24 protein-coding genes and 1 tRNA gene are annotated in these 21,665 nt (G+C 35.3%); 3 read left to right on the top strand and 22 right to left on the bottom strand.

All coding sequences use genetic code 11. The features are described from left to right. On the top strand, positions 1 to 237 hold a 237-nt coding region (locus A37Q_RS0104990), incomplete at its 5' end, for an IS3 family transposase (protein ID WP_018299183.1). A gap of 14 nt (positions 238 to 251) precedes the next feature. Here A37Q_RS0104990 and A37Q_RS14650 read toward each other — a convergent pair. From A37Q_RS14650 to A37Q_RS0105095, 21 genes are all read right to left on the bottom strand, one after another. Further along, a complete protein-coding gene (locus A37Q_RS14650) occupies positions 252 to 470 on the bottom strand; it encodes a transposase (protein ID WP_018299184.1) in 219 nt (72 codons plus the stop codon). A gap of 274 nt (positions 471 to 744) precedes the next feature. Beyond that, positions 745 to 822 (bottom strand) — tRNA-Val (locus A37Q_RS0105000). Between the two features lie 67 nt (positions 823 to 889). Then, positions 890 to 1,474 (bottom strand): M15 family metallopeptidase, encoded by a 585-nt coding sequence (locus tag A37Q_RS14655; RefSeq protein WP_018299185.1) that lies wholly within the window; start codon positions 1,472 to 1,474, stop codon positions 890 to 892. 24 nt (positions 1,475 to 1,498) lie between these two features. Next, a complete protein-coding gene (gene mntA, locus A37Q_RS0105010; protein WP_018299186.1) occupies positions 1,499 to 1,900 on the bottom strand; it encodes a type VII toxin-antitoxin system MntA family adenylyltransferase antitoxin in 402 nt (133 codons plus the stop codon). 76 nt (positions 1,901 to 1,976) lie between these two features. Continuing rightward, complete coding sequence (locus tag A37Q_RS14660) at positions 1,977 to 2,717, bottom strand: HI0074 family nucleotidyltransferase substrate-binding subunit (protein ID WP_169710235.1); 741 nt, start codon at positions 2,715 to 2,717, stop codon at positions 1,977 to 1,979. A gap of 28 nt (positions 2,718 to 2,745) precedes the next feature. Then, a complete protein-coding gene (locus tag A37Q_RS16095; RefSeq protein WP_205617785.1) occupies positions 2,746 to 3,855 on the bottom strand; it encodes an exopolysaccharide biosynthesis polyprenyl glycosylphosphotransferase in 1,110 nt (369 codons plus the stop codon). A gap of 176 nt (positions 3,856 to 4,031) precedes the next feature. After that, complete coding sequence (locus A37Q_RS0105025; protein ID WP_018299189.1) at positions 4,032 to 4,844, bottom strand: glycosyltransferase; 813 nt, start codon at positions 4,842 to 4,844, stop codon at positions 4,032 to 4,034. A gap of 9 nt (positions 4,845 to 4,853) precedes the next feature. Then, on the bottom strand, positions 4,854 to 5,645 hold the full coding sequence (locus A37Q_RS0105030) for a 2OG-Fe(II) oxygenase (RefSeq protein ID WP_018299190.1): 792 nt from the start codon (positions 5,643 to 5,645) through the stop codon (positions 4,854 to 4,856). Positions 5,646 to 5,648: 3 nt separating this feature from the next. Continuing rightward, entirely contained in the window at positions 5,649 to 6,653 is a 1,005-nt protein-coding gene (rfbB, locus tag A37Q_RS0105035; protein WP_018299191.1) for a dTDP-glucose 4,6-dehydratase, read from the bottom strand. 13 nt (positions 6,654 to 6,666) lie between these two features. Continuing rightward, positions 6,667 to 7,527 carry a dTDP-4-dehydrorhamnose reductase gene (gene rfbD, locus A37Q_RS0105040; protein WP_018299192.1) on the bottom strand — a complete coding sequence of 287 codons (861 nt, stop codon included), beginning with the start codon at positions 7,525 to 7,527 and terminating at the stop codon, positions 6,667 to 6,669. A 3-nt stretch (positions 7,528 to 7,530) separates the two neighbouring features. Then, a complete protein-coding gene (rfbC, locus tag A37Q_RS0105045; RefSeq protein WP_018299193.1) occupies positions 7,531 to 8,106 on the bottom strand; it encodes a dTDP-4-dehydrorhamnose 3,5-epimerase in 576 nt (191 codons plus the stop codon). 10 nt (positions 8,107 to 8,116) lie between these two features. Next, a complete protein-coding gene (gene rfbA / locus A37Q_RS0105050) occupies positions 8,117 to 8,986 on the bottom strand; it encodes a glucose-1-phosphate thymidylyltransferase RfbA (RefSeq protein WP_018299194.1) in 870 nt (289 codons plus the stop codon). Continuing rightward, positions 8,983 to 10,101 carry a glycosyltransferase family 4 protein gene (locus A37Q_RS15810; RefSeq protein WP_169710237.1) on the bottom strand — a complete coding sequence of 373 codons (1,119 nt, stop codon included), beginning with the start codon at positions 10,099 to 10,101 and terminating at the stop codon, positions 8,983 to 8,985. The genes rfbA and A37Q_RS15810 overlap by 4 nt, the downstream gene beginning before the upstream one ends. Beyond that, positions 10,094 to 11,140, bottom strand: a complete 1,047-nt coding sequence (locus A37Q_RS0105060; RefSeq protein WP_018299196.1) for an O-antigen ligase family protein — start codon at positions 11,138 to 11,140, stop codon at positions 10,094 to 10,096. Before A37Q_RS0105060 ends, A37Q_RS15810 begins: the two co-directional genes overlap by 8 nt. 353 nt (positions 11,141 to 11,493) lie before the next feature. Continuing rightward, positions 11,494 to 12,276: a glycosyltransferase family 2 protein gene (locus tag A37Q_RS14665; RefSeq protein ID WP_018299197.1), complete on the bottom strand. Its 783-nt coding sequence runs from the start codon at positions 12,274 to 12,276 to the stop codon at positions 11,494 to 11,496. Between the two features lie 24 nt (positions 12,277 to 12,300). Then, a complete protein-coding gene (locus tag A37Q_RS0105070; RefSeq protein WP_018299198.1) occupies positions 12,301 to 13,041 on the bottom strand; it encodes a hypothetical protein in 741 nt (246 codons plus the stop codon). A gap of 31 nt (positions 13,042 to 13,072) precedes the next feature. Further along, positions 13,073 to 14,305: an oligosaccharide flippase family protein gene (locus A37Q_RS0105075; RefSeq protein WP_018299199.1), complete on the bottom strand. Its 1,233-nt coding sequence runs from the start codon at positions 14,303 to 14,305 to the stop codon at positions 13,073 to 13,075. 4 nt (positions 14,306 to 14,309) lie between these two features. Next, positions 14,310 to 15,323 carry a GDP-L-fucose synthase family protein gene (locus A37Q_RS0105080; RefSeq protein WP_018299200.1) on the bottom strand — a complete coding sequence of 338 codons (1,014 nt, stop codon included), beginning with the start codon at positions 15,321 to 15,323 and terminating at the stop codon, positions 14,310 to 14,312. Positions 15,324 to 15,345: 22 nt separating this feature from the next. Further along, on the bottom strand, positions 15,346 to 16,455 hold the full coding sequence (gmd, locus tag A37Q_RS0105085; RefSeq protein ID WP_018299201.1) for a GDP-mannose 4,6-dehydratase: 1,110 nt from the start codon (positions 16,453 to 16,455) through the stop codon (positions 15,346 to 15,348). Between the two features lie 12 nt (positions 16,456 to 16,467). Beyond that, on the bottom strand, positions 16,468 to 17,883 hold the full coding sequence (locus tag A37Q_RS0105090) for a mannose-1-phosphate guanylyltransferase/mannose-6-phosphate isomerase (RefSeq protein WP_018299202.1): 1,416 nt from the start codon (positions 17,881 to 17,883) through the stop codon (positions 16,468 to 16,470). A 186-nt stretch (positions 17,884 to 18,069) separates the two neighbouring features. Beyond that, on the bottom strand, positions 18,070 to 18,438 hold the full coding sequence (locus A37Q_RS0105095) for a four helix bundle protein (protein ID WP_018299203.1): 369 nt from the start codon (positions 18,436 to 18,438) through the stop codon (positions 18,070 to 18,072). A 346-nt stretch (positions 18,439 to 18,784) separates the two neighbouring features. Here A37Q_RS0105095 and A37Q_RS0105100 point away from each other — a divergent pair, with 346 nt between their 5' ends. Beyond that, complete coding sequence (locus tag A37Q_RS0105100) at positions 18,785 to 20,191, top strand: leucyl aminopeptidase (protein ID WP_018299204.1); 1,407 nt, start codon at positions 18,785 to 18,787, stop codon at positions 20,189 to 20,191. 15 nt (positions 20,192 to 20,206) lie between these two features. Here the strand turns inward: A37Q_RS0105100 and A37Q_RS0105105 are convergent, their stop codons facing one another. Further along, positions 20,207 to 21,100: a LysR family transcriptional regulator gene (locus tag A37Q_RS0105105; protein WP_018299205.1), complete on the bottom strand. Its 894-nt coding sequence runs from the start codon at positions 21,098 to 21,100 to the stop codon at positions 20,207 to 20,209. 124 nt (positions 21,101 to 21,224) lie between these two features. Here A37Q_RS0105105 and A37Q_RS0105110 point away from each other — a divergent pair, with 124 nt between their 5' ends. Continuing rightward, complete coding sequence (locus A37Q_RS0105110) at positions 21,225 to 21,662, top strand: nuclear transport factor 2 family protein (RefSeq protein WP_018299206.1); 438 nt, start codon at positions 21,225 to 21,227, stop codon at positions 21,660 to 21,662. Positions 21,663 to 21,665 lie beyond the last annotated feature (3 nt).

The raw sequence follows: 21,665 nt of genomic DNA on the forward strand, positions 1-21,665 counted from the left end.
CATCAAATTAAACAAAGCATGAGTCGTAAGGGAGACTGCTGGGACAATGCTGTGGCTGAAAGCTTTTTTCGAACCTTAAAGACTGAATGTACTTACCATGAAAACTTTAAGACACGAGAGCAAGCTAAAAAAGCTATTTTTGAATATATTGAGGTATTTTATAACCGTAAAAGGAGGCATACACATAATGATTATTTATCCCCTGTAGAGTTTGAGAGAAAATCTAAATTTGCTTAAGAAAACTGTCCGGATTAGTGTTGACACTCCAAGAAAAGAGCCGCGATTAAACGAGAAGGCTTGCTTTGACGACCTGAATCTTCACTAAAGTAGTTTGATAGATAATCATCTAGCTTCTCCCAATCAATAAAATCAGCTAATAAGCAAAGTTTATGAGAAAGATCAATTTGCTCTGATAATTCTGGTTTGAATAGGTCTTTGGTTTCTTTGAATTTTTGCTCTTTATTACGCATGAAATTGCAAGGTTTTGCATGGTTGATACCATAAATCTTGCAATTTATCTTGCGAAATTTCAAGTGCTAACACACTGCTTATATAGCTTTAAGGCATTTTTCAGGGGCGACTAAGTAGTCTGCCCTACCCATCAATATATCATGACCTATTGTAATATCTTGCGACTTTATTGCGACCTCAGAGGTATTTAATTTGTTACCCCAAGCAAAATCACTTCTTAAATGGTAGATTTTGAAAACAAGCGAGAAAGCTTATATTTAAAGGCTTTGAAGATGGTGGTCGCTACTGGACTCGAACCAGTGACCCCTACCATGTCAAGGTAGTACTCTAACCAAGCTGAGCTAAGCGACCAATTGAAAATTGATTATAAGATCATGGTGTAAATATTCAAGTATTTTCTTGTGTTTTGTTTCATTTTTTAGCTGTTTTCTGCCCCATGATAGCACCAATGCCAAGGCTCATAGATAACCCCTTTGTCATTGTCTCTTGGATAGCTTAAATAAAAGCCAAATTTCTGTGCATTTTCCATGAGCCAACCAAAGGCTTCAGTTTGCTCAAAAGACTCTGTCAACACTTCATCTTCCTCAGATGAAGTCAAATCGAGTGCACGACCCGTATGATGCTCACTTAAACCCGGCAGCACATTTACTTTAACAATATCTTCTAATAATTGCCCTTTTTCCAGTTTTCTTTGAATTAAATCATACTGGTACTGATAACTTCTAAATGCCGAGACAATTGATAGATAGATGCCTTCCTTTAGCCCCGCTTGCTGCATTCTCTGCCAAGCAAAAAATGTCTCTCTATCCATTTTAATCTCACGATTAAATACATCTTTGCCTGCATTGATAAGGAGATGATAAGGACACTCGCTAAAAAGCTTGGATGCTTCAGGGAAATTATTTTTAGATAAGCCAAGTGATATATAAATTCTAGTAAGTATCACTTTATTTTGCCTTGAGAACTTCATGCACATATTGTTCAAAATAACATCATCTTTCATCACTACCGTACTCTATATTTTAAATTATTCACATCGCCTGTTATCAGCTTCATAATGTTCGAGAATTTCCTTTCTATCTTCATTCAGCTGGAAATACATTGTATATGCACGGTCTAAATATGCATCATAACTCCCCTCACTAAAAAGGACTTCTCCTTGTGATACAATCTGAAATCTAAATACTTCAGAGGCACGCTCAAGATTAACCAGATCGATATCTCTATCTAACATTATTGCAAGTTCTTGAGCAATTTCCCAGCGTTCAACATTTGATATTTTAGGCTCTGTAATAAAAGCCAAATCAATATCAATATCACTATCTACTGTATTTTCGCCTTTTGCATAGCTGCCAAATAGAATTAACAGCTTTAAAGGCATACGCTCTTGTAAAAAGCGAATAATCTTATCTTGATCTACCTGATTCATCCTAGCACATACTCATCAACTAACTTACCACATTAAAAGCTCACTACTTACCAGCCTAATGACAAGGCCACATAAATCACTGCTCTTCTTTCAATAAACCCTCCATCAAGAAGGAAATTTTATCTCTAAATCGATCTAATAGGTCATAGAAATCATCTTTAATGGCATAATACACCTCTTTTGCCATATCTTCATGATAAGTATGTGAGGTTAAATTGCGCTTATCAAGCATTTTGAGCCATACGCTAATTTCTACAATAATACCTTGCTTAAATGCTTCACGAAAAGCTGAACGCGGACTATTAACCTCAACACCAACGTAACGTAAATAAGCCTTCATGAGCTTCCAGCAAAGCTCATAGCAAAACTCAAAGCGCTGAATTGTTGCATCCAAATACATATCATCTTGATAGATATCCTTTTCCAAAGCCTCATCTAGGCGCGCTAATGCTGAGCTATAATCTTGAAGTTTCTCAGTTAATAAAGCCAATGACATCCACATTTCCTCCTTATTTGAACCATCCAATAGTATAATGCCATCTGACAATATATGCTGATATATCTTCTTATCCTGCACAAAATTGAGATCAACAATATCTACATTCAGGCTAAGCGCACTATTTGCAAATGCATCACTTAGATGACAGTCACTATTAAACTCAATGGCAAGATTAATATCAGAGGTAGTCAAATAATCACGCCTTGCTCTTGATCCAAATAAAATCACTTTCTTAAGGCTCGCTCTATGCTGATGCAAAATGCCCATCATTATCATGAAGTCATTGGGAGATAGTCCGAATATTTTTAAGGGCTTCATTTGCATTTACTCATAACACTTCCATTTGTTACTTCGCACCAAACCCGGTTAAGATCGTATACAAGGTTTTAATGACAATCTTAATATCTAAAATTAAAGAGTAGTGTTTTACATAATACAAATCATATTGGAGCTTAATTTTTGTCTCATCTTGATCACTTGCATAACCATGCATTACCTGAGCCCAACCAGTAATACCAGGGCGCACCAAATGGCGTAAGCGATATAATGGAATAGCTTTAGAAAACTGATCTACAAACACTTTTTGCTCTGGTCTTGGTCCAATTAAGCTCATATCACCCTTTAAGATATTCAAAAACTGCGGCAGCTCATCAATGCGAAATTTGCGCATAAACGCACCAAATTTAGTAATACGCATATCACCTTGTGTTGCAAATTTTGCGCCATCTTGCTCAGAGTTTTTTACCATACTTCTAAACTTATATATTTTAAACTCTTTCCCATTTTTCCCCACACGATATTGATTATAAAATATGGGACGCCCCATTGTAATTACAATAATAAATGCAATAGCCACAAAAAATATTAACAGTAAGGGTAATAACAATATTGATAGTAAAAATTCAATTGTATTTTTAAGCCATTTGTACCATATCGGAATCGAAAAGCCTGCATACATCCAGCTTTCATTTAACTGCTCTAGAGATAGACGCTGCTCAATCAGTTCCTCATACTCTTTGAGAGTTAAAACTGGCATATCACATAAATTAGCATGAAAAATCATCTGGTTCCAATTATCATCGTATTGATACTTACGATCAACCACAACTGCATCTACAGCGTTAGTATCATGAGGGGTTAGATCAGATTTAACAATTAGTTTTACTTTTTTACTCTGAGGAACTCTTTCTTGAAGATCTGGATGAACTAATATTTTATAAGGTTGAGAAAAGAGCCTTACCACTAAAAATCTAACTAGCGTAGTAACAATAAACCAGCTCACAATTGAAAACCCACCCACCAGAAGCACATGAGATGCTTTTCTAAGTACAATACTCACCGCAATGACAACCACCAAAAACAATAGTGTTACAACAATAAGATGTGTGTAGTATTCAAGTAGCACCATGGTTCGTTGATAACGAAAAACCCAACAAAAACCAAAAATTACTATCAAAAAAACCACAGATGTCTGGCTTAAACTCCAAACTTTCATATATAAAGCAAGACATATAGCAAAAGCTATAAATTCAAAGATAAAAGCTGTAATGGAGGATTTGTTCATTAACAATTTTCAATTTGTGAAATTTAACACTTATTATACAGCTGGGAAATACTTTTGAAAGCCAACTCTTAAAAAATTCCGCCCCATTTGCGCCAATACTTAAATGCAGATTTAATTGCTTCATTACGCAATTTTTTATTTTTATATGCATCTCCTTGATATTCGTGCAATACCTTAACCTCTGGAGTATAAAGTATTCGTGAAATTTCCAACGCTCTCCTAGACAAGTCACAGTCATCCATATAATAAAAAAATTGTTCATCAAAACCTTTAACCTCTTTAAAGATAGGAGTTTGAAAAAACATAAAACAGCCAGTGCAATTGGGAATATCATAAATTTCTTTTTCATATGAATGATCTTGATATTCATATTTTTCTAGATACTTTTTAAAAAAAGGTTTTTTATGTTTTAATGTGAATCGCAAAAACTGAGAGAATAAAGTTGGATTTTTTTTGCATGAAAACTGCTGTTTCTGATGTTGATCGTATACTGCTGGAGTTAACAACCCGAACTCTTTTCTTTCTTGCATTATGGTTATTGCTTGCAAAAAAGTATCTTCACAGAAGATAATATCTGGGTTTACTACTAAATGGTAATCACTCTTTAACCTAGGAATAACAAGGTTATTTCCATAACCATACCCACCATTTTTTTCAGAATGTATGAATTCAAAGGATATATTAGAATATTTAGCATCTAATAAATTAGCTTTATAATCAACTTTTTGTGTAATGTCATTATTAACAATATATAAATGAAATGTGACTTGCATTTCTGATTGCGCACGTAATACAGAACTACTGTAGGACGATAGAAAATTCTCTAGCATTTCTAATGGGTGTTTATAAAGCACAACCGTTGATGTTATTATCGTATTCACATATAATCCCTATTTTCGGTATACATCTTCAGCAGATTTAACACCTGCTCTTTTCTTAATTAACTCTACCACATCAACATCTCCTTTTTGAGCGTTACTTGGTGCAAAAAGTGCTTTTCCTCTTCGCGAAACATTCTCTCTAGGCTCTGAAAGATAGTAAATAGCCAAAGAGCGACGTGCCTCATTCTCTGGGCAAGTAATTGCTTCGGGTAGACCATGCCAGCTATTACATGTTGTATCAAAAATAACAGCACGATTAAATAATGGTTCAACTGATTTAATCAAGTCTTTAGGTTGATTTTCTTTCTCATCATGAGACCAAAGACCCAAAGAGCCGCCCCATTTTGCATCATAGTTTTCATTGATATATAAGATAATATTTAGCCTTCTTTCCATCGCTAGCTTTGGATGAATAGAATAATCAAGGTGTGTATTTAATTTTCCACCAGCCCCATGAGCGTGCCAACCACCTCCATTAAGCCCCATATCTGGCCATAACTCAACTTCTGGCATCATCTTGTTTAGCTTTTCTATAAAACGCTGACTATTTAAATATGCAAAAAACTGATATGTTGTTTTGGGAAATGCCTCCCAATGATTATATGTTTTTTTATATTCTATCGCATTTTTGTATTTATACCATAAGTCACTATCTAAAGATGGAAATTCTTGGTCTAATTTTCTTGCAAGCTCCAAATCCAAAAAATTATCCACCACAACATGCGGGAATGGAGCTGCTTGACCAAAGCTCTCTTTCAATGACCCAAAATCTGAAAAAACTTTTACTTCAAGATCTAACATACCTTAAACTCCTAAATAAAACTCAATCGTTTGTTTAAACATCTTTTCAAAATCCTGCGAAGGTTTCCATCCTAGTTTATCTTGAATCTTACTATTATCAATTGCATAACGCCAATCATGCCCCTTACGATCTTCAACGAAACTAATAAGTCGCTGGTGTGGAGCATTATGCGGATGGTATTTATCCATCAAATGACAGATTGTTTTCACTAAAGTTAAATTATCCACCTCATTTTTACCACCGACATTGTAAACTTCTCCTACTTTTCCTTTGTTAAGTATACAACTAATCGCATCACAATGATCCGCGACATAAAGCCAATCACGAATATTACTTCCATCACCATAAACTGGAATTTTTTTCTGGTTAATACAGCTATTGATCACGACAGGAATCAGTTTTTCAGGATGTTGGTAAGGTCCATAGTTATTTGAGCAGTTTGATATTGTAACGGGTAGTTTATAGGTGTGATAATATGATCGCACAATATGGTCAGAGCCTGCTTTTGATGCTGAATAAGGTGAATTAGGCTCATAGGCTTTCGTCTCAATAAAAGAAGGAGCCTCTTTTGTTAAAGTACCATAAACTTCATCTGTTGATACATGATGGAAACGACATTGATCTTCATTTAGTTTTTTCTCATCCAACCAAAACTGTTTAGCCTGTTCTAAAAGATTAAAAGTCCCCATCACATTGGTTTCAAAAAATACTTTAGGACCTGATATTGAATTATCTACATGTGACTCCGCAGCAAAATGCACGATAGTATCAACATTATAATCCCTTAATACTTTTGCTACTTGATTTTCATCACAAATATCACCTTGTATAAAAATGTGATCTTCAGCATTTGGCAAATTCTCAAGATTCTTTAGATTACCCGCGTATGTTAATTTATCATAAGATATCACTTTCTGACATTGATTTTCTGACAATAGTAATCGCACAAAATTACTGCCAATAAACCCGGCAGCACCCGTTACTAAAACCACGTTAGCTTGATACATTTTTTCACCCTATTTATATATTTGAACTTGCTTCTACTGTTTCTTTAATATAGTCAAGCCAATGATGTTGAGTAATTTGATAGTCATTCAATATTTTATTACAACTCAACCCTGAATTTTGTGGCCTTCTTGCTTTTAACGGATAATCTTTTGTCTCAATTGCCTCAACTGTTTTAACTTTACTATCTTGCACATAGGGTAAAATACCAGAGGCCAGCTGATGCCATGTAGTTAAGGGGTAGCTACTGTAATGGTATGTACCCCAATGATGTGTTTTATGTTGCATAATATCTAATATTACACGCGCAATATCTCTTGCTGCAGTAGGTGCACCATACTGATCAGCAATCACAGCTAGCTTTTCTTTTACTTTTGATAAGCGAGCAATAGTTTTGACAAAGTTGTTTCCATGACGCCCAAAAACCCAGCTTACGCGAAGAATAAGGTGCTTCTCTAACTTCTGGACTTGCTGTTCACCTTTTAGTTTTGATAAACCATATATTCCACACGGGCTAGTCATATCCAGCTCGTTATAAAGTATTGTTTTTTTCCCATCAAACACATAATCAGTAGAAATATGCAATAGAGGCATATCATACCTTTGACACATTTCTGCAATCACGCCTACTGCCTGATGATTAACACGATCAGCCAATTCAGGCTCATCTTCCGCTTTATCTACTTGAGTATACGCTGCAGCATTAACCACAAAATTATAATTATGCTGCTTTTCAAAAAACTGTCTTATAGCTGTCAAGTCCGTTAAATCAAGCTCATCTCTTCCTGTCATATCAAAAGAAATATTACGTGCTTTACAAGCTTCAACCAGCTCATAACCAACTTGACCATTTTTACCAATGATTAAAATATGCATAGACTAGCTCCAATCCTGATACTTTGGTAACTTACCCTGTTCAAGCAGCTGATCAATTGTTAGTGCTTTTTGGTCTTTTTCCGACAAACATATATTTACTTCAGAGACAGGCCAATCAATTGCAAGCTTAGGATCATCCCATTTCAATGCCAACTCTGATTGAGGGTAATAATAATCAGTACATTTATAAAAAAAATCTGCCGTATCACTTATCACAATAAAACCATGTGCAAATCCAGGCGGTACCCAAAATTGACGTTTATTGTCCTCACTTAGTTCAACAGCTACAGACTGACCGAAAGTTGGTGAATCAACTCGTATATCAACTGCAACATCAAAGACTGAGCCTTTTAACACACTAACAAGCTTGCCTTGAGTATGCTCTTGTTGATGATGAAGCCCTCGTAGCACACCTTTAGCTGAACGCGATAGATTATCCTGAACAAACGGATAATTCATCTCTAGCATTTCTTGATAGCGACTTTGCGAAAAACTTTCATAAAAGAAGCCGCGATGATCTCCATAGATCTTGGGCTCAATAATTTTAACCTCGGAAATAGTTGTATTAATAATTTTCATTTAGACTTTCCTAAACCAAATTCAGCAAATACTGACCATAGCCAGTTTTCTTTAAAGGGTCTGCCAATTCTAATAATTTATCTTTACTAATCCAACCCTTATGAAAGGCAATTTCCTCCAAGCAGCCAATTTTCAACCCCTGCCGATGCTCAACTGTAGCAATAAACTGAGATGCCTCCATCATTGAATCATGCGTTCCAGTATCAAACCATGCATAACCTCTTCCCATTAATTCAACCTGAATTTGTGACTGTTCAAGGTATATTTGATTCAAACTACTGATTTCAAGCTCACCCCTTGCTGAGGGTTTCACCTCTTTTGCATATTCACACACTTTAGCATCATAATAATATAAACCTGTCACAGCAAAGTTAGATTTCGGCTTTTCAGGTTTCTCAATAATAGAAAGTACTTTACCTTGATCATCAAACTCAACCACACCATAACGTTCAGGATCATGTACTTTATACCCAAACACCGAAGCTCCACCAGAGCTTAATACCGCTTCTTTTGCTTTCAACAGAAGCTGAGGCAAACCATGTGCATAATAGATATTATCTCCAAGCACCAGACAAGCTGAATCACCAGCTAAAAATTCTTCTGCCAAAATAAAAGCTTGCGCCAAACCATCTGGAGAGGGTTGTACAATATACTCAAATTTCATACCCCATTGAGTCCCATCTCCCAGTAAACGCTTGAAAGCAGCTTGATCATGCTCTGTTGTAATAATTACAACCTCTGTTATTTCAGATAACATCAGTATCGACAAAGGATAATAAACCAATGGTTTATCATATATTGGGATCATTTGTTTACTTATACCGCAAGTTGCAGGATAAAGTCTTGTCCCACTGCCACCTGCTAAAATTATTCCTTTCATTTAGCCTCCCATGATTTTAAAGCTTGTTGCAACCGCTTTGCTGCATCTTTCCATTTAAATTTACGCGCTGTTTGAATCCCCTTCTGAGACAGCTTCTCCTGTAGTTTCTTATCAGAAGATAGCCCTATTACTTCTTTATATAATGATAGATAATCTCCAACAGGCACAATTAAAGAATTATCTTTATCAGTGGCGTACTCTCTATATCCTTCACAATCAAAAAGTACACAAGCACAACCTCTTGCCATAGCCTCCAACGGTGGCATTCCAAAACCTTCAAACAGAGATGTTGAAACAAATATGTCACACTTATCATAAAACTTTATACTTTCTTCATCAGTATTTGAAGAAAATAATTTAATGTTAGATAAATCAAATTTAGATAAATCATCATGAGACATCACAATAAACTTAAACAATTGGTTAGTGCTATTCGAAAGTTCATTAGCTAGCCTTACAAAATAATTAAATCCTTTTTTATGATGGATTCTACCAACAGTGCCAATAGTTATAACTTCAAAACTCTCTATCATCTCAGTGTTTCTGATGATAGGTTTTAAAAAATATTCTTCTGACAGTGAGGGAGATACTTTTATCGGAGAGACCCTCTCTTCTGATATATAGTAAGGCTTACTAAAAAGACAGCACATAATATAATCTGAGTTAGTCACATAATAGCTATTTTTTAATTTATATGACATGCGCTGTAATGCCTTATACATTAGAAGCATAGCCCAATTGAACTTCACATGTTTATCAAATAAATAATAGTCATTTCCTTGAATAAACCTAATATATTTTTTCTGAGAAAAGATCAAAAAAGAACAAACCATAGGATCTGAAACTATTAAAAAACCATCCATTGTTTTTAATCGACGAAGAAAATAAATCACTGCCCCAATTTTACTTAATCTTTTCTTACTCTCCATCAATGTTACAACATCTGTGTTTATCATTCCCTTTAAATTAGTCTCACCAGCTGAATCTGGCAAAACTGTATAGATAGAAACCTCATACTTAGAATTTGTAGCCAATTCATTTGCCAAATGAATAAACACCTTATTCCCACCACCAATTTTCAAAGAGGGGAGTACAAAGACATACTTATCACGCACTAGCATCACCCTCACTAAGAGGCTTAGATTGTTTGTGCTGCCCACTATAAATAATTGCTAGGGAAAAAGCCAGCCATATAATACCTAAAGGATATTGAAATAAGGGCGCGACAGCAGATATGGCTAGGTATGCAACTAGTAAAGCCATCCCGTACACCCTATCAACTTGATTAGTTTGCCTTCTTGCATGTAAACCAACCCTTATAATTAGGTATAAAAATACGATCATCCCAACAACTCCAAATACATAAGGGATAAAAAGTAATATACTAAAACTTTTAGCCCCTATAGCAGTCCCTGATACTTTAATAGCATCCACATTACTCCACGCAAAGCCGTGACCAACTAAAAAACTTCTGACATTTTCAAATAAAGACAAAAATGTCACCTTTACTGCATCCCAGCGCCCTTTAGCACTAAGGTCTTGAAAGTGAAATTTATCAATTGTCCAATCTAACATGCTCTCAATTTCATTGAAAAAAAATGAAGACAGAATAACTATAAACAATAAACATACACTGCTTAATTTTATTACAATTTTTAGATTTAAAAACCTGAAATTCATCAACAATATCACTAATAATGCTATGTAGGCAGCCCTAGTATTACTAATGAAGAGAGCACAAACACTAACAAACACCCCCCCCATAAATGCTCTATTTATAAGCAACTTTGTTCGTTTAGCATAGAAGAGTAAAATAATAGTCAGTACGGAGCTTTCACCCACCCACGTAGTTTCTGAAAATAATGCAGCCGGGCGTGTTTCAAGGTTATACATATATAAGTTCAGCGGATTACCCCAGATGCCATCATAGTAATTTAAAATATGCTGCACTATAGAAAAGGCTAAAATACAAACTAAAATAGTAAGAGCTATAACAATAGACTGCTTAAGATGTTTTCTCACATATAAGTAAGTACAATATGTGATAAAAATTTGAGCATAATAATATTTTATGCCATACAAAACCCCAAGCTCATTAAAATTAAATAGCCAAAAACCCAATATGTATGAAAACCAAATAATCGATATAATCATTATTCCCCAATTAAGTTTTATATACTTATGGTATAAGCATAAAAATACAAAGAGAATACTAACGTAATACCATATATATACAAAGCCAAAAGAAATTAGCAAGGGTGCTGTTAACATTAGCGATAGGCAAAGCAAACTAAAGATCACATGTTTAGCGAAAAGTCTATAAAGAGTAAATGTAATAGCGCACAAGAAAAACCAAATGTATATAGCTAAGGGATTCCCAGTATTCACTGGAAAAATTAGACAAATCAAACACAGAGAAAAGGTCATAAATATGCCTGGTAAAATTATACTCTTATACACTATACTTATTCCCAAGTTTAAACATACATATAAAAAAACATCTATATTCAGTATTTTTCATGTCTATTACTTATAAATTTTTTATACCATCTTTGAAGGATTGATTTGAATGGCATCTTTAGTATACAGTAGATTAATGAGTTAATAATTATACATTTCAATCTTATTAGCACACAAATTCTATTATGTGTCTGAACTTTCCATATCTCCAAGATAGAGTGAAATTTAGATGACTCCCCTCCCTTTCTCATTGCTGTAATTTCTGAGTTTAAGTATATAAATCGAGCACCACTGCGCACAAAACGCAAAAACAAGTCTTGATCAGCTGCAGATTTATACATTATATTGTAACGCATTTGATACAAGTCCTTTGACACAAAACAGGTGGGGTGATTTAAACACATAAAATTAGCAAGCTGACTCAATGGCAACGGTTTAACTACGTATCCATCTTCTTTTTTTTCGTTAAAAACCACCAAGTTCCCATAGTAAATCACTCCAACACTTTCACCAGATCGCTGAATTCCTAGATATACACTCTCAAGGACATTATCTAAATAAAAGTCATCAGCATTAAGCATTGCAATAAACTTTCCTTTAGAAAGGGAAATACCTTTATTCATAGCATCATAGATCCCATTATCAGGTTCAGAAATAATTACAGCGAAATTATCACGATATTTATCTATTACTCCAAGAGTGCCATCAGTAGAGCCGCCATCAATGATTATATGTTCATAGTCTTCAAATGACTGGTTCTTGACACTTAATATAGTTTTTTCTATTGTAGTTATTGCATTGTAGCACACTGTAATAATACTAAATTCCATTCGCTATCACCGCATTAAATATAGTTATACTTTATATAGCCCCAATTTAAATATAATACGCCTAATAAAATTTCGCAGCACACCTACATTGTAAGGTAGTCCTGTACTCCCTGAAGTCCCTATAACTTCTGGTAGGCACCTGAAAGTTTGCTTACAAAATTTAACAGATGGGTACCTTGAAGATTGGCTTTTATGATTTAGCACATCATGGAACAAATGCTCCATATAGTATCCTTTTTCATCACATATTTTATACGCATATGGGTAAATGTAATTAGTAAATAAATTTACATTTATTTTAAAAAATCTTGTATCAAGCGAGTCACGAGAAGATAGACCCGCTAGAATAAAAACATTCTCATCCTCATGGTGAAAACTCAATATTTTATTAATATTTTTCACTATTAGTCGACCTGTTAACTTATAAAAACATGTTACACCTTGCCTCAAAATTTTACTATTTTGAACAGCATAATTTATCAACTCACACTCCATATACCCTTTGCTTTTATTAGCTGACATAGCATGATTGTGCGTAATGAATTCAATCTCCTTATTATAGGTAGCCGCTAAATCAATCCAAAAGGCTTCATGCCCCCATCCCTCACTATTTTCACAGACTATTATTTTATTAAAACTAGAATTTTTTAAAATATAGTATAATGCATCATAATACTGTTTTTTACGAGCAACAGAAGAACTTAATACAACAAAAGAAGAAAAAGGGGTTATGGTTGCTGTAATCAATAGTGTATCAACAACCATTTCTACACCCCTCTCACTATTTTTACTATAATCATACTTTTCCCTTTTGAGTGACTCTCATTAATTTAAACACCAAAAAAGCCATAAGAACTGTAACCACATACTCAGAGATTACAACAGAATATGCCATAGCAATTGAACCAAATAATTTAACACAAGAAAGCACTAAAACTAAATTAACCATTCCAGCAATAAAATATACTCTAGTGCAAAACTTCTCTTTTCCAAAAGGAACTAAAAAATGCATACTAAGGACTGAACTTAACGCAACTGCTGGCAACATTGCTCCCAGTATTATCAGAATAGCTTGAGCATCTGCATACTGATACCCTAAAAACACATTAATAAGTAAATTTGAAAAGAACAAAATAATTAAATAGAAAAAAAAACCAATCATAGTTATAAGCACTAGCATCCATTTAAAAAGCTTTAACCCCGCGTTTATATCTTTATCAAACCTTTGAGCCATCTCAGGGAATAAAGCTTGTGAGATAGGTGATATCAATGAACATGCGGCTCTCACCAACTTTTCTGCACCAGCAAAATAAATAAGCTGCACACCTACGGCTAACCATCCAAGATACACCACATTAAAACTTGTATAGAAGCCAACGAATGATATTAATAAAAAAGCAGAAAACGTTTTCCTGATCTCAACCACTGCAAATGACCATTTAAAGCACCAAACCCGTAGCCCCCAGAACTGTCTTATTAAAATGATGTATGTACTTAGCCCTAAAAATTTTGAAATCATAAGGATTGCTACTATCCATTGAATATCGCCACCAAAATATATTACTAAATAAACCCCCACAATTAAAAAAAGCATACTTATGAATTCAGAAACTAATGGCACAGTTAGCTTTCTCAACCCCTGAAAGAACCAAGTATAATTAAAGCCTAAAATAGTAGCATATCCCCAACTCAGAAGATAAATCATAGAAGACAAGTAAAGTGACAAAGCCAATGAAATGATAAGCAAAATAACAGATAGCAATATTTTCGCTGACACAACTGAATAAAGCTTTATTTGTAAGTCAATTTTGTCACAATGATTTTTAGCAATTTCCCTAGTTGCACTAATAATAAATCCAAACTCAACAACAATACTCATCCAAGTTCCTAAGCTTACGAGATATAGGTAATACGCAAAATCATCTTGATCTAGATAATGAGCTATCAAAGGCAGCACAAGCAAAGGAGATAGCATCAATATTACACGAATAATATAAAATGCTAACGTATTATAAAGAAGTATCTTCACTATGTTACTCAGCCATAAACTTAGCAGTGTAATGAGTATATATCTCTTTTACACCTTCTATGAGTGCTATTTCCGCTTCCCATCCTAAAGCCTTCAAAACCCCCACATCTAATAGCTTTTTCATAGTGCCATCAGGCTTTGTACTATCCCATAAGATTTCACCCTTGAAACCTACAATCTTACGAATCTTATCAGCTAAATCTTTGATACTAACATCCTCACCACAGCCAATATTAATCAAAGGCGGGGAGTCAACGGCTTCAACATAACCATTATATATAGAGGGTGGTAAATTTAACACAAATATACACGCACTTGCCATATCATCAGCATGCAAAAACTCACGCCTAGGTCTACCACTTCCCCAACATGACACGCTAGCAAGATTATTTTCTTTAGCTTCATGAAACTTTCTGATAAGTGCTGGTAAAACATGTGAGTTATTTAAATCGTAATTGTCATTTGGTCCATATAGATTTGTTGGCATCACAGACAAATATTTTGTCCCAAATTGACGGTTGTATGCCCAACACATTTCTATCCCTGCTATTTTTGCGATAGCATAAGGTCTATTTGTCAACTCCAACGGGCCGGTTAATAGATACTCTTCTTTAATGGGTTGGGGGCATTCTTTAGGATAAATACAAGAGCTCCCGAGAAAAAGTAGTCTATCCACATTATATTTAAAAGCTAATTTTATGACATTTTGCTGTATATCCAAATTGGTCGAGATAAACTCAGCAGGGTAAGTACTATTAGCATAAATACCTCCTACTTTAGCTGCCGATAAAAACACAAACTCTGGCTTCACTTCATTAAATAGTTTCTCAACTTGAACAGGGTCTTTTAAGTCAACTTGCAATGAACGATAATTATTAAACTCTTCAATTGGTTTTTTGCTATTAAACGTATAACTAACGTTATCATAGCCGTCTTTTTCAAGCCTTCTTAAAATAGCACTTCCAACCATTCCTGCGCCGACAACTAAAATCTTCGCATCTTTACCCATGTATGTCATATATAACACTCTCTAGTAACAGTTATTCAAATTGCTGTTTAATTTCATAGCCACCTTGTTTTAGATAAAGCGCTTTTTTCATAAGTGAAATATCCGAACTCATCATATCTGCAACGAGCATTTTCAGATCATGTTTAGGCCTCCAATTAAGCTTTTGATGCGCTTTAGTTGGATCACCAATTAATAAATCAACCTCTGTTGGTCTAAAATACCGGGGATCCACTGCTATCACTTCCTGACCGATAGGTAACTGATATTCTGGGTTATCACAAGCCACAACATAGCCTTTTTCTTCAACTCCTTCCCCTTTAAACTCAAGTGTTATGCCAACTTCTTTAAATGACATTTTGACAAACTCGCGAACTTCAGTGGTAATACCCGTTGCCATTACCCAGTCTTCTGCTTTATCAGCTTGTAAAATAAGCCACATCATCTCGACATAATCTTTGGCATGACCCCAGTCTCGTTTAGCATTTAAGTTACCCAAATATAATTTATCCTGCAGCCCCAAAGCAATTTTAGATACAGCACGCGTAATTTTACGCGTAACAAATGTCTCACCTCTGACTGGAGATTCATGATTAAATAAAATTCCATTACAAGCGAAAATATCATAGGCTTCACGATAATTCACAGTAATCCAATAGGCATACATCTTCGCCACAGCATAAGGAGAGCGAGGATAAAATGGGGTATTTTCACTTTGAGGAATCTCCTGCACTTTACCATAAAGCTCTGAAGTAGATGCTTGATAAACACGTGTCTTCTTCTCTAGCCCTAATATCCTTATTGCTTCTAATATACGCAGCGTACCGATACCATCGGCATTGGCAACATATTCAGGGGTTTCAAAACTTACATGCACATGACTCATCGCAGCCAGATTGTATATTTCATCTGGCTTAATTTCAGAGATGAGCCGTGTTAGATTTAGCGAATCAGTCATATCACCATAATGTAAAAAAAAGTGATTATCGCCTTGATGCCCTTTGTATAAATGATCTATTCGATCGGTATTCATTAAACTGCTTCTTCTAACTAAGCCATGGACTTCATAACCCTTATCAAGCAAAAACTCAGCCAAATAAGAGCCATCTTGCCCTGTTACACCAGTAATTAATGCTTTTTTCATCAATTCACCTTCCTAAAATCTTATTGTGTCATCTTCAGAGATATAATTTCCTGATTGTATCTCTAACATTTCAAGTGGGAGAACACCAATTGCAAATACCTGATGTTTTTTTAAAGGAGTAATATTAATCGACATACCTTCAGATAACAAGTGCTCTTCTCCTTCTATTATCACCTTAGCTGCACCACTTAAAACAGTAAAATACTCACTTCGATGATGATGCATTTGTAAAGAGCTTTTCGCCCCTACTTTGAAATAAAGCTTATTGATAATAAACTTCTCGCCCTTAACAAGCTGATCACTGTATCCCCAAGGGCCATAATGCCGCTTATGCCTGATATGCTCTTGGCGATTATCCTTTTTAAGTTTATTCACAATTAATTTAATATCTTGAGCTTTTTTAGCATCGGCAACAAGAATGGCATCGGCTGTCTCAACAATCACCAAATCTTTTACACCAACTGCAGAAAGCATACGGCTATGTGTGCGAAAATAACAGTTCTTTGAGTCGACTTGATATACATCTCCCTTTGTAATATTCCCATTTTGATCTTTCTCTCCAAGCTCAAACAGTGCTTTCCAAGATCCCACATCGGACCAGCTCGTTTTTAAAAGTGGGATAACTTGCACATTTTCAGCCTTTTCCATCACCGCATAATCAACGGAGATATCCTCACACTGGGAAAAACTCTCCTTTGGAATACGGATAAAATCCAAATCTTGTTGTTTTTTACTAAACTCGCAAGAGCAAATCTCGTATATCTTGGGCTTGTATTTTCTTATTGCATCTAGATAAGCCTTTGCTTTAAATAAAAATATACCACTATTCCAATAAAACCCATCTTCTGTAATATATTTTCGAGCAGCTTCTAATTCAGGCTTTTCAATAAAGCGTTTAATATAATAAGAAAAGTTATTCTTTTTCTCTCCAATTTCAATATAACCATAGCCAACCTCTGGCGCCTTAGGTTTAACCCCAAACGTATAAAGTTCATGATCAGAAACGTTTAAACCTTTAAATATACTCATTAATTCTAAATTATCTTGAATATAATGATCCGAAGGTAAAACCAACATAATGCCGTCAGGGTTGCTTTCCAACACAGCCAAGGCAGCAAGCGCAATAGCAGGAGCCGTGTTTCTAGCGCAAGGCTCCAAAATAATTTTTGCATTCTCAACACCTATTCCACGGAGCGACTCGGCAACCTGAAAACGATGTGCTTCATTACAGACAATCAAAGGCGAGTGGAACATTGACTTATTACTAAAACGTAAGCAGGTGTTCTGCAATAAATTCTTATCATCAATCAGAGGAATAAACTGCTTTGGCGATTTTTGACGGGATAATGGCCACAGACGTGAGCCTGACCCACCTGATAAAATTACTGGGTAAATCTTAGCTTCTTTTAGCCTGTTTTTTACCGCCATAAAACCTTAAAACCTTTTATTCCTGTCAAACTCAACACATAATAAAGATTAAGAACTATTTACTCAAGACAAAAAGGGGGATTAATTTTAAATTTTTAATTCTCAATTTTGAATTCAACATTCAGCTAATAGCGTTCTACCATCAAATTAGCCACATTACTCGCCTTTGAATTTTCAATTCTCAATTTAACATTTATCATTTAACCGCGATGACTTCACGATACTTGTCAGAAGTTTAATAAGTTCATCAATATCTTCCTTTAAACTTTGAACATGCGTATCTTTGATATTCAAGCACTCTGTTGCGATAAGTAAATCAATCCAATACTGAGTTTCTCTAGCTTCCTTACTGGCAATACTCATTTTAGCTATAAAGTCATTTTTGCTTTGCCCTGCCTGCGCCTCATTAATATTTGCACCGATTGATGTACCACTTCGAAGTAACTGCTTTGACAATACATACTCTTTTTTGTCATCACACAAATATCTATAAAGTTTCACAATCCTTATTGCAAACTCAAAGGCTTTATCCAAAACGATATTTTCAGTTTTCAATGCTCACCCTCCGGGGTTCATTTATAATTTTCAATTTTTAATTCATAATTCATAATTCATAATTCATAATTCATAATTCATAATTCATAATTCATAATTCATAATTCATAATTCATAATTCATAATTCATAATTTTATCCGCTAACGCACATATTGAATAGTCTTTTATTATCCGCACTTACAGCATACAAATCACCAATCAAGCTAAGCTTCTTCGTTCTTACAAATGCTAATACCACTTGATTGATTCGGTTAAAATATGAGACACTCTTTGGGCTAAAACTCAGTAACTAAATGCTTAAATGCCGTTTTCAGACTGATAAAAAGAACAAAAATGAGGTATTTTATGAATATTACAGCCGTACAATCTTTAAATGCAGCTGCGCAAGCTGTGTTTTTATTTGAAGATGAAACCACCTCAATTGAGGCGATCAATAAAGCCATATCCAAAGGCTTATTCACAGGCAAACTTGCCTCCACCTTACCTGTTAATGATGGTGAGACACTTTATATCACAGTTGGTTTAGGCAAAAAAGATAAACTTAAAACAACCGCTACGAGAAAGGCAGTGGATGCACTTTTCAAAGCACTTAAATCACTTAGTGTGACACAATTTGCTGTTGATACTAATAAACTTGGAAATGATGCTGTTCGCATATTCACTGAAGCGCTTATTAATAGCAGCTATCACTTTGATGCACTTAAATCAGATAAAGACAGTTACCAGCTAAGTGATATACAAATCCTAGCGGATGATACTAAAAAGGCACAGCATGATATTTCAATTGCTAGCGCTATCGCAAATGGTCAAAACTACGCTAAAGATTTAAAGAATTTCCCAGCGAATGTTTGTAACACTGATTACTTATTAAATGAGGCAAAAAAACTTGCTGAGAAAAATGACAATGTTACTCTACACTATTTAGATGAAAAGAAAATGCATGAGCTTGGCATGGGCTGCATTACTGCCGTAGGTCAAGGCTCAAAAATGCCAAGTTATATTGCCTGCATGGAATATTATGGCGCTGAAGATAAATCACAAAAGCCTATTATCCTTGTCGGTAAGGGGCTTGTTTATGACACAGGAGGACTTTGCTTGAAACCATGGCAAGGGATGGCAACGATGAAAATGGATATGGGCGGCGCTGCTGCTGTATTTGGTACCATGAAGGCAATTACAGATTTAAATCTTCCTGTGAATGTTATTGGTGTTGTTGCCCTTGTTGAAAACTCTATTGATGGCGCTTCTTTTAGACCTGGCGATGTGCTTAAAAGCATGAAAGGTATTACCGTTGAAGTTGGCAATACGGATGCTGAAGGTCGTTTGGCACTTTGTGATGCTTTAACTTATATTGAAAAATACAACCCTGAAGTTGTGATTGATGTTGCTACTTTAACCGGCGCAATGGTGATCTCCCTCGGCGGTAAAATTTCAGGCTTATTTGGCAATGATGACAAGCTTGTCGAAGCATTAAAAGATGCCTCCAAAGAAGCAAAAGATCCCGCTTGGCACCTTCCTCTTTTTGAAGATTATCATGAGCAGCTTAAAAGTGAAGTGGCTGATATGAACAACATCGGCGGTCCTGCAGCAGGCTCTATTACAGCGGCGCTATTTTTATCTCGCTTTACTGAAGATTACCGCTGGGCACACTTAGATGTTGCTGGAAGCGCAATGGGCGGATTTGATAAAGCCACAGCAAGCGGTCGCCCCGTTCCACTTCTTACTCAGTATATCCTAGATCAAATTAACTAATAGGGTAAATCTCAACTACACTTTCTTCATTATCAACTGGATTAACTCCTCGATAATATTCTTTGCTCTACCGCCTTTCAAGCAAACAAAATAGCTCTCAACAGGCGGCTTCTTTACACTTATTTCTTTATCTAATTGATACAAAGACGGATCTTTAGCAATATTTTGAATAAGATTGCTCGGTAAAAAACCATATCCCAGGCCTGAAACGATGGCATTATAAATACTTAAATAGGAGTTCATATAGCGAATATTTCTCTCAGGGATAGGCAGAAGGTTAACATCACTATCAATCAATACAGCTTTTTGCCCACTCAAAATCTTCTGCCTTTTACTTGCCTCTAATATATGTTGATGATCATCTAAAAGGAGCTTTCTCGCAATATACGGATGAAAAACAATGGCTTTATAATGAAATGCTTGAAAGTCATCCTTTTGCAACGCTTTTAGCTCATCATCTGATAAAACAACAATTGCTACATCAATCTTATTGGCTTTAAGTGCATTTAATTGCGCTTTTTTACTCATTACAGCAACATCAACTTCAAGGTGTTTTTTAACCTTTTTTAGTCGGCAAAGCATCGATAGCAAGCTTTGCTCAAAAATATGACTCATTGCAAAGCGCACCAGCGTATAAGATTCACGAATTGCTGGTACCTCCACCTCCTCCAACACATTAATCTCTTGCAAGATAGGGATAATTTTTTGATAAAAACGCTCCCCTTTATCACTCAAGCTCACCCGATTTTTATGTCTCACCAGAAGATCAAACCCAAGCGCAAGCTCTAGGTTTTGCAGCTGCTTAGTCACCGCAGGTGGCGTCAAAAAAAGCTGATCTGCTGTTTGTCTTAAATTGAGCGTTTTAGCCACCGATGAAAACACTTTTAGTTGCTGCAATGTAAAACTCATTCACACCTCCAAGGTATTTATATTAACTTTATTTTAATATTTAGTTAAATATTATTCAATTTTAATAAACACTTGATGTCATTATACTCCCACTTAGAAATCAAAAACCACAAAAGGACAACAAATGTCAGAGAATCACTTAAACATTGTTAAAAACTACCTAAGCCATTTGAAAAATAAAGAGCTTGAACTTGCTATGAGTTATGTAGCTGATGACACCATATGGCACAGCGACAATATCAACGCACCTTGGAGTGGCACACATCACGGTAAAAAAGCGCTTCTAAAACACCTAGAGAACATCAAGAAGTACACTAAATCTTTTAAAAAGGAAGTGTATGATCTTGTTGCTGGGGAAAACTCCAACTATGTCTATGAATACGGGCATCTAAGCTGTGAATTTCCTCATACCCAAGAGATCTTCAACACTTACATCATCTCTATCTATGAGATCATTGATAGAAAGATTCACTCCTACCGCGTTCTAGAGGACAACAAGTCACTCTATCAAATTTACCACCAATGCAATTTAGCAACAAGATCGCTATCGCATAGCAAATAAGGA

Source organism: Fangia hongkongensis FSC776 = DSM 21703, assembly GCF_000379445.1.
In the GTDB taxonomy this organism is placed as follows: Bacteria; Pseudomonadota; Gammaproteobacteria; order Francisellales; family Francisellaceae; genus Fangia; species Fangia hongkongensis.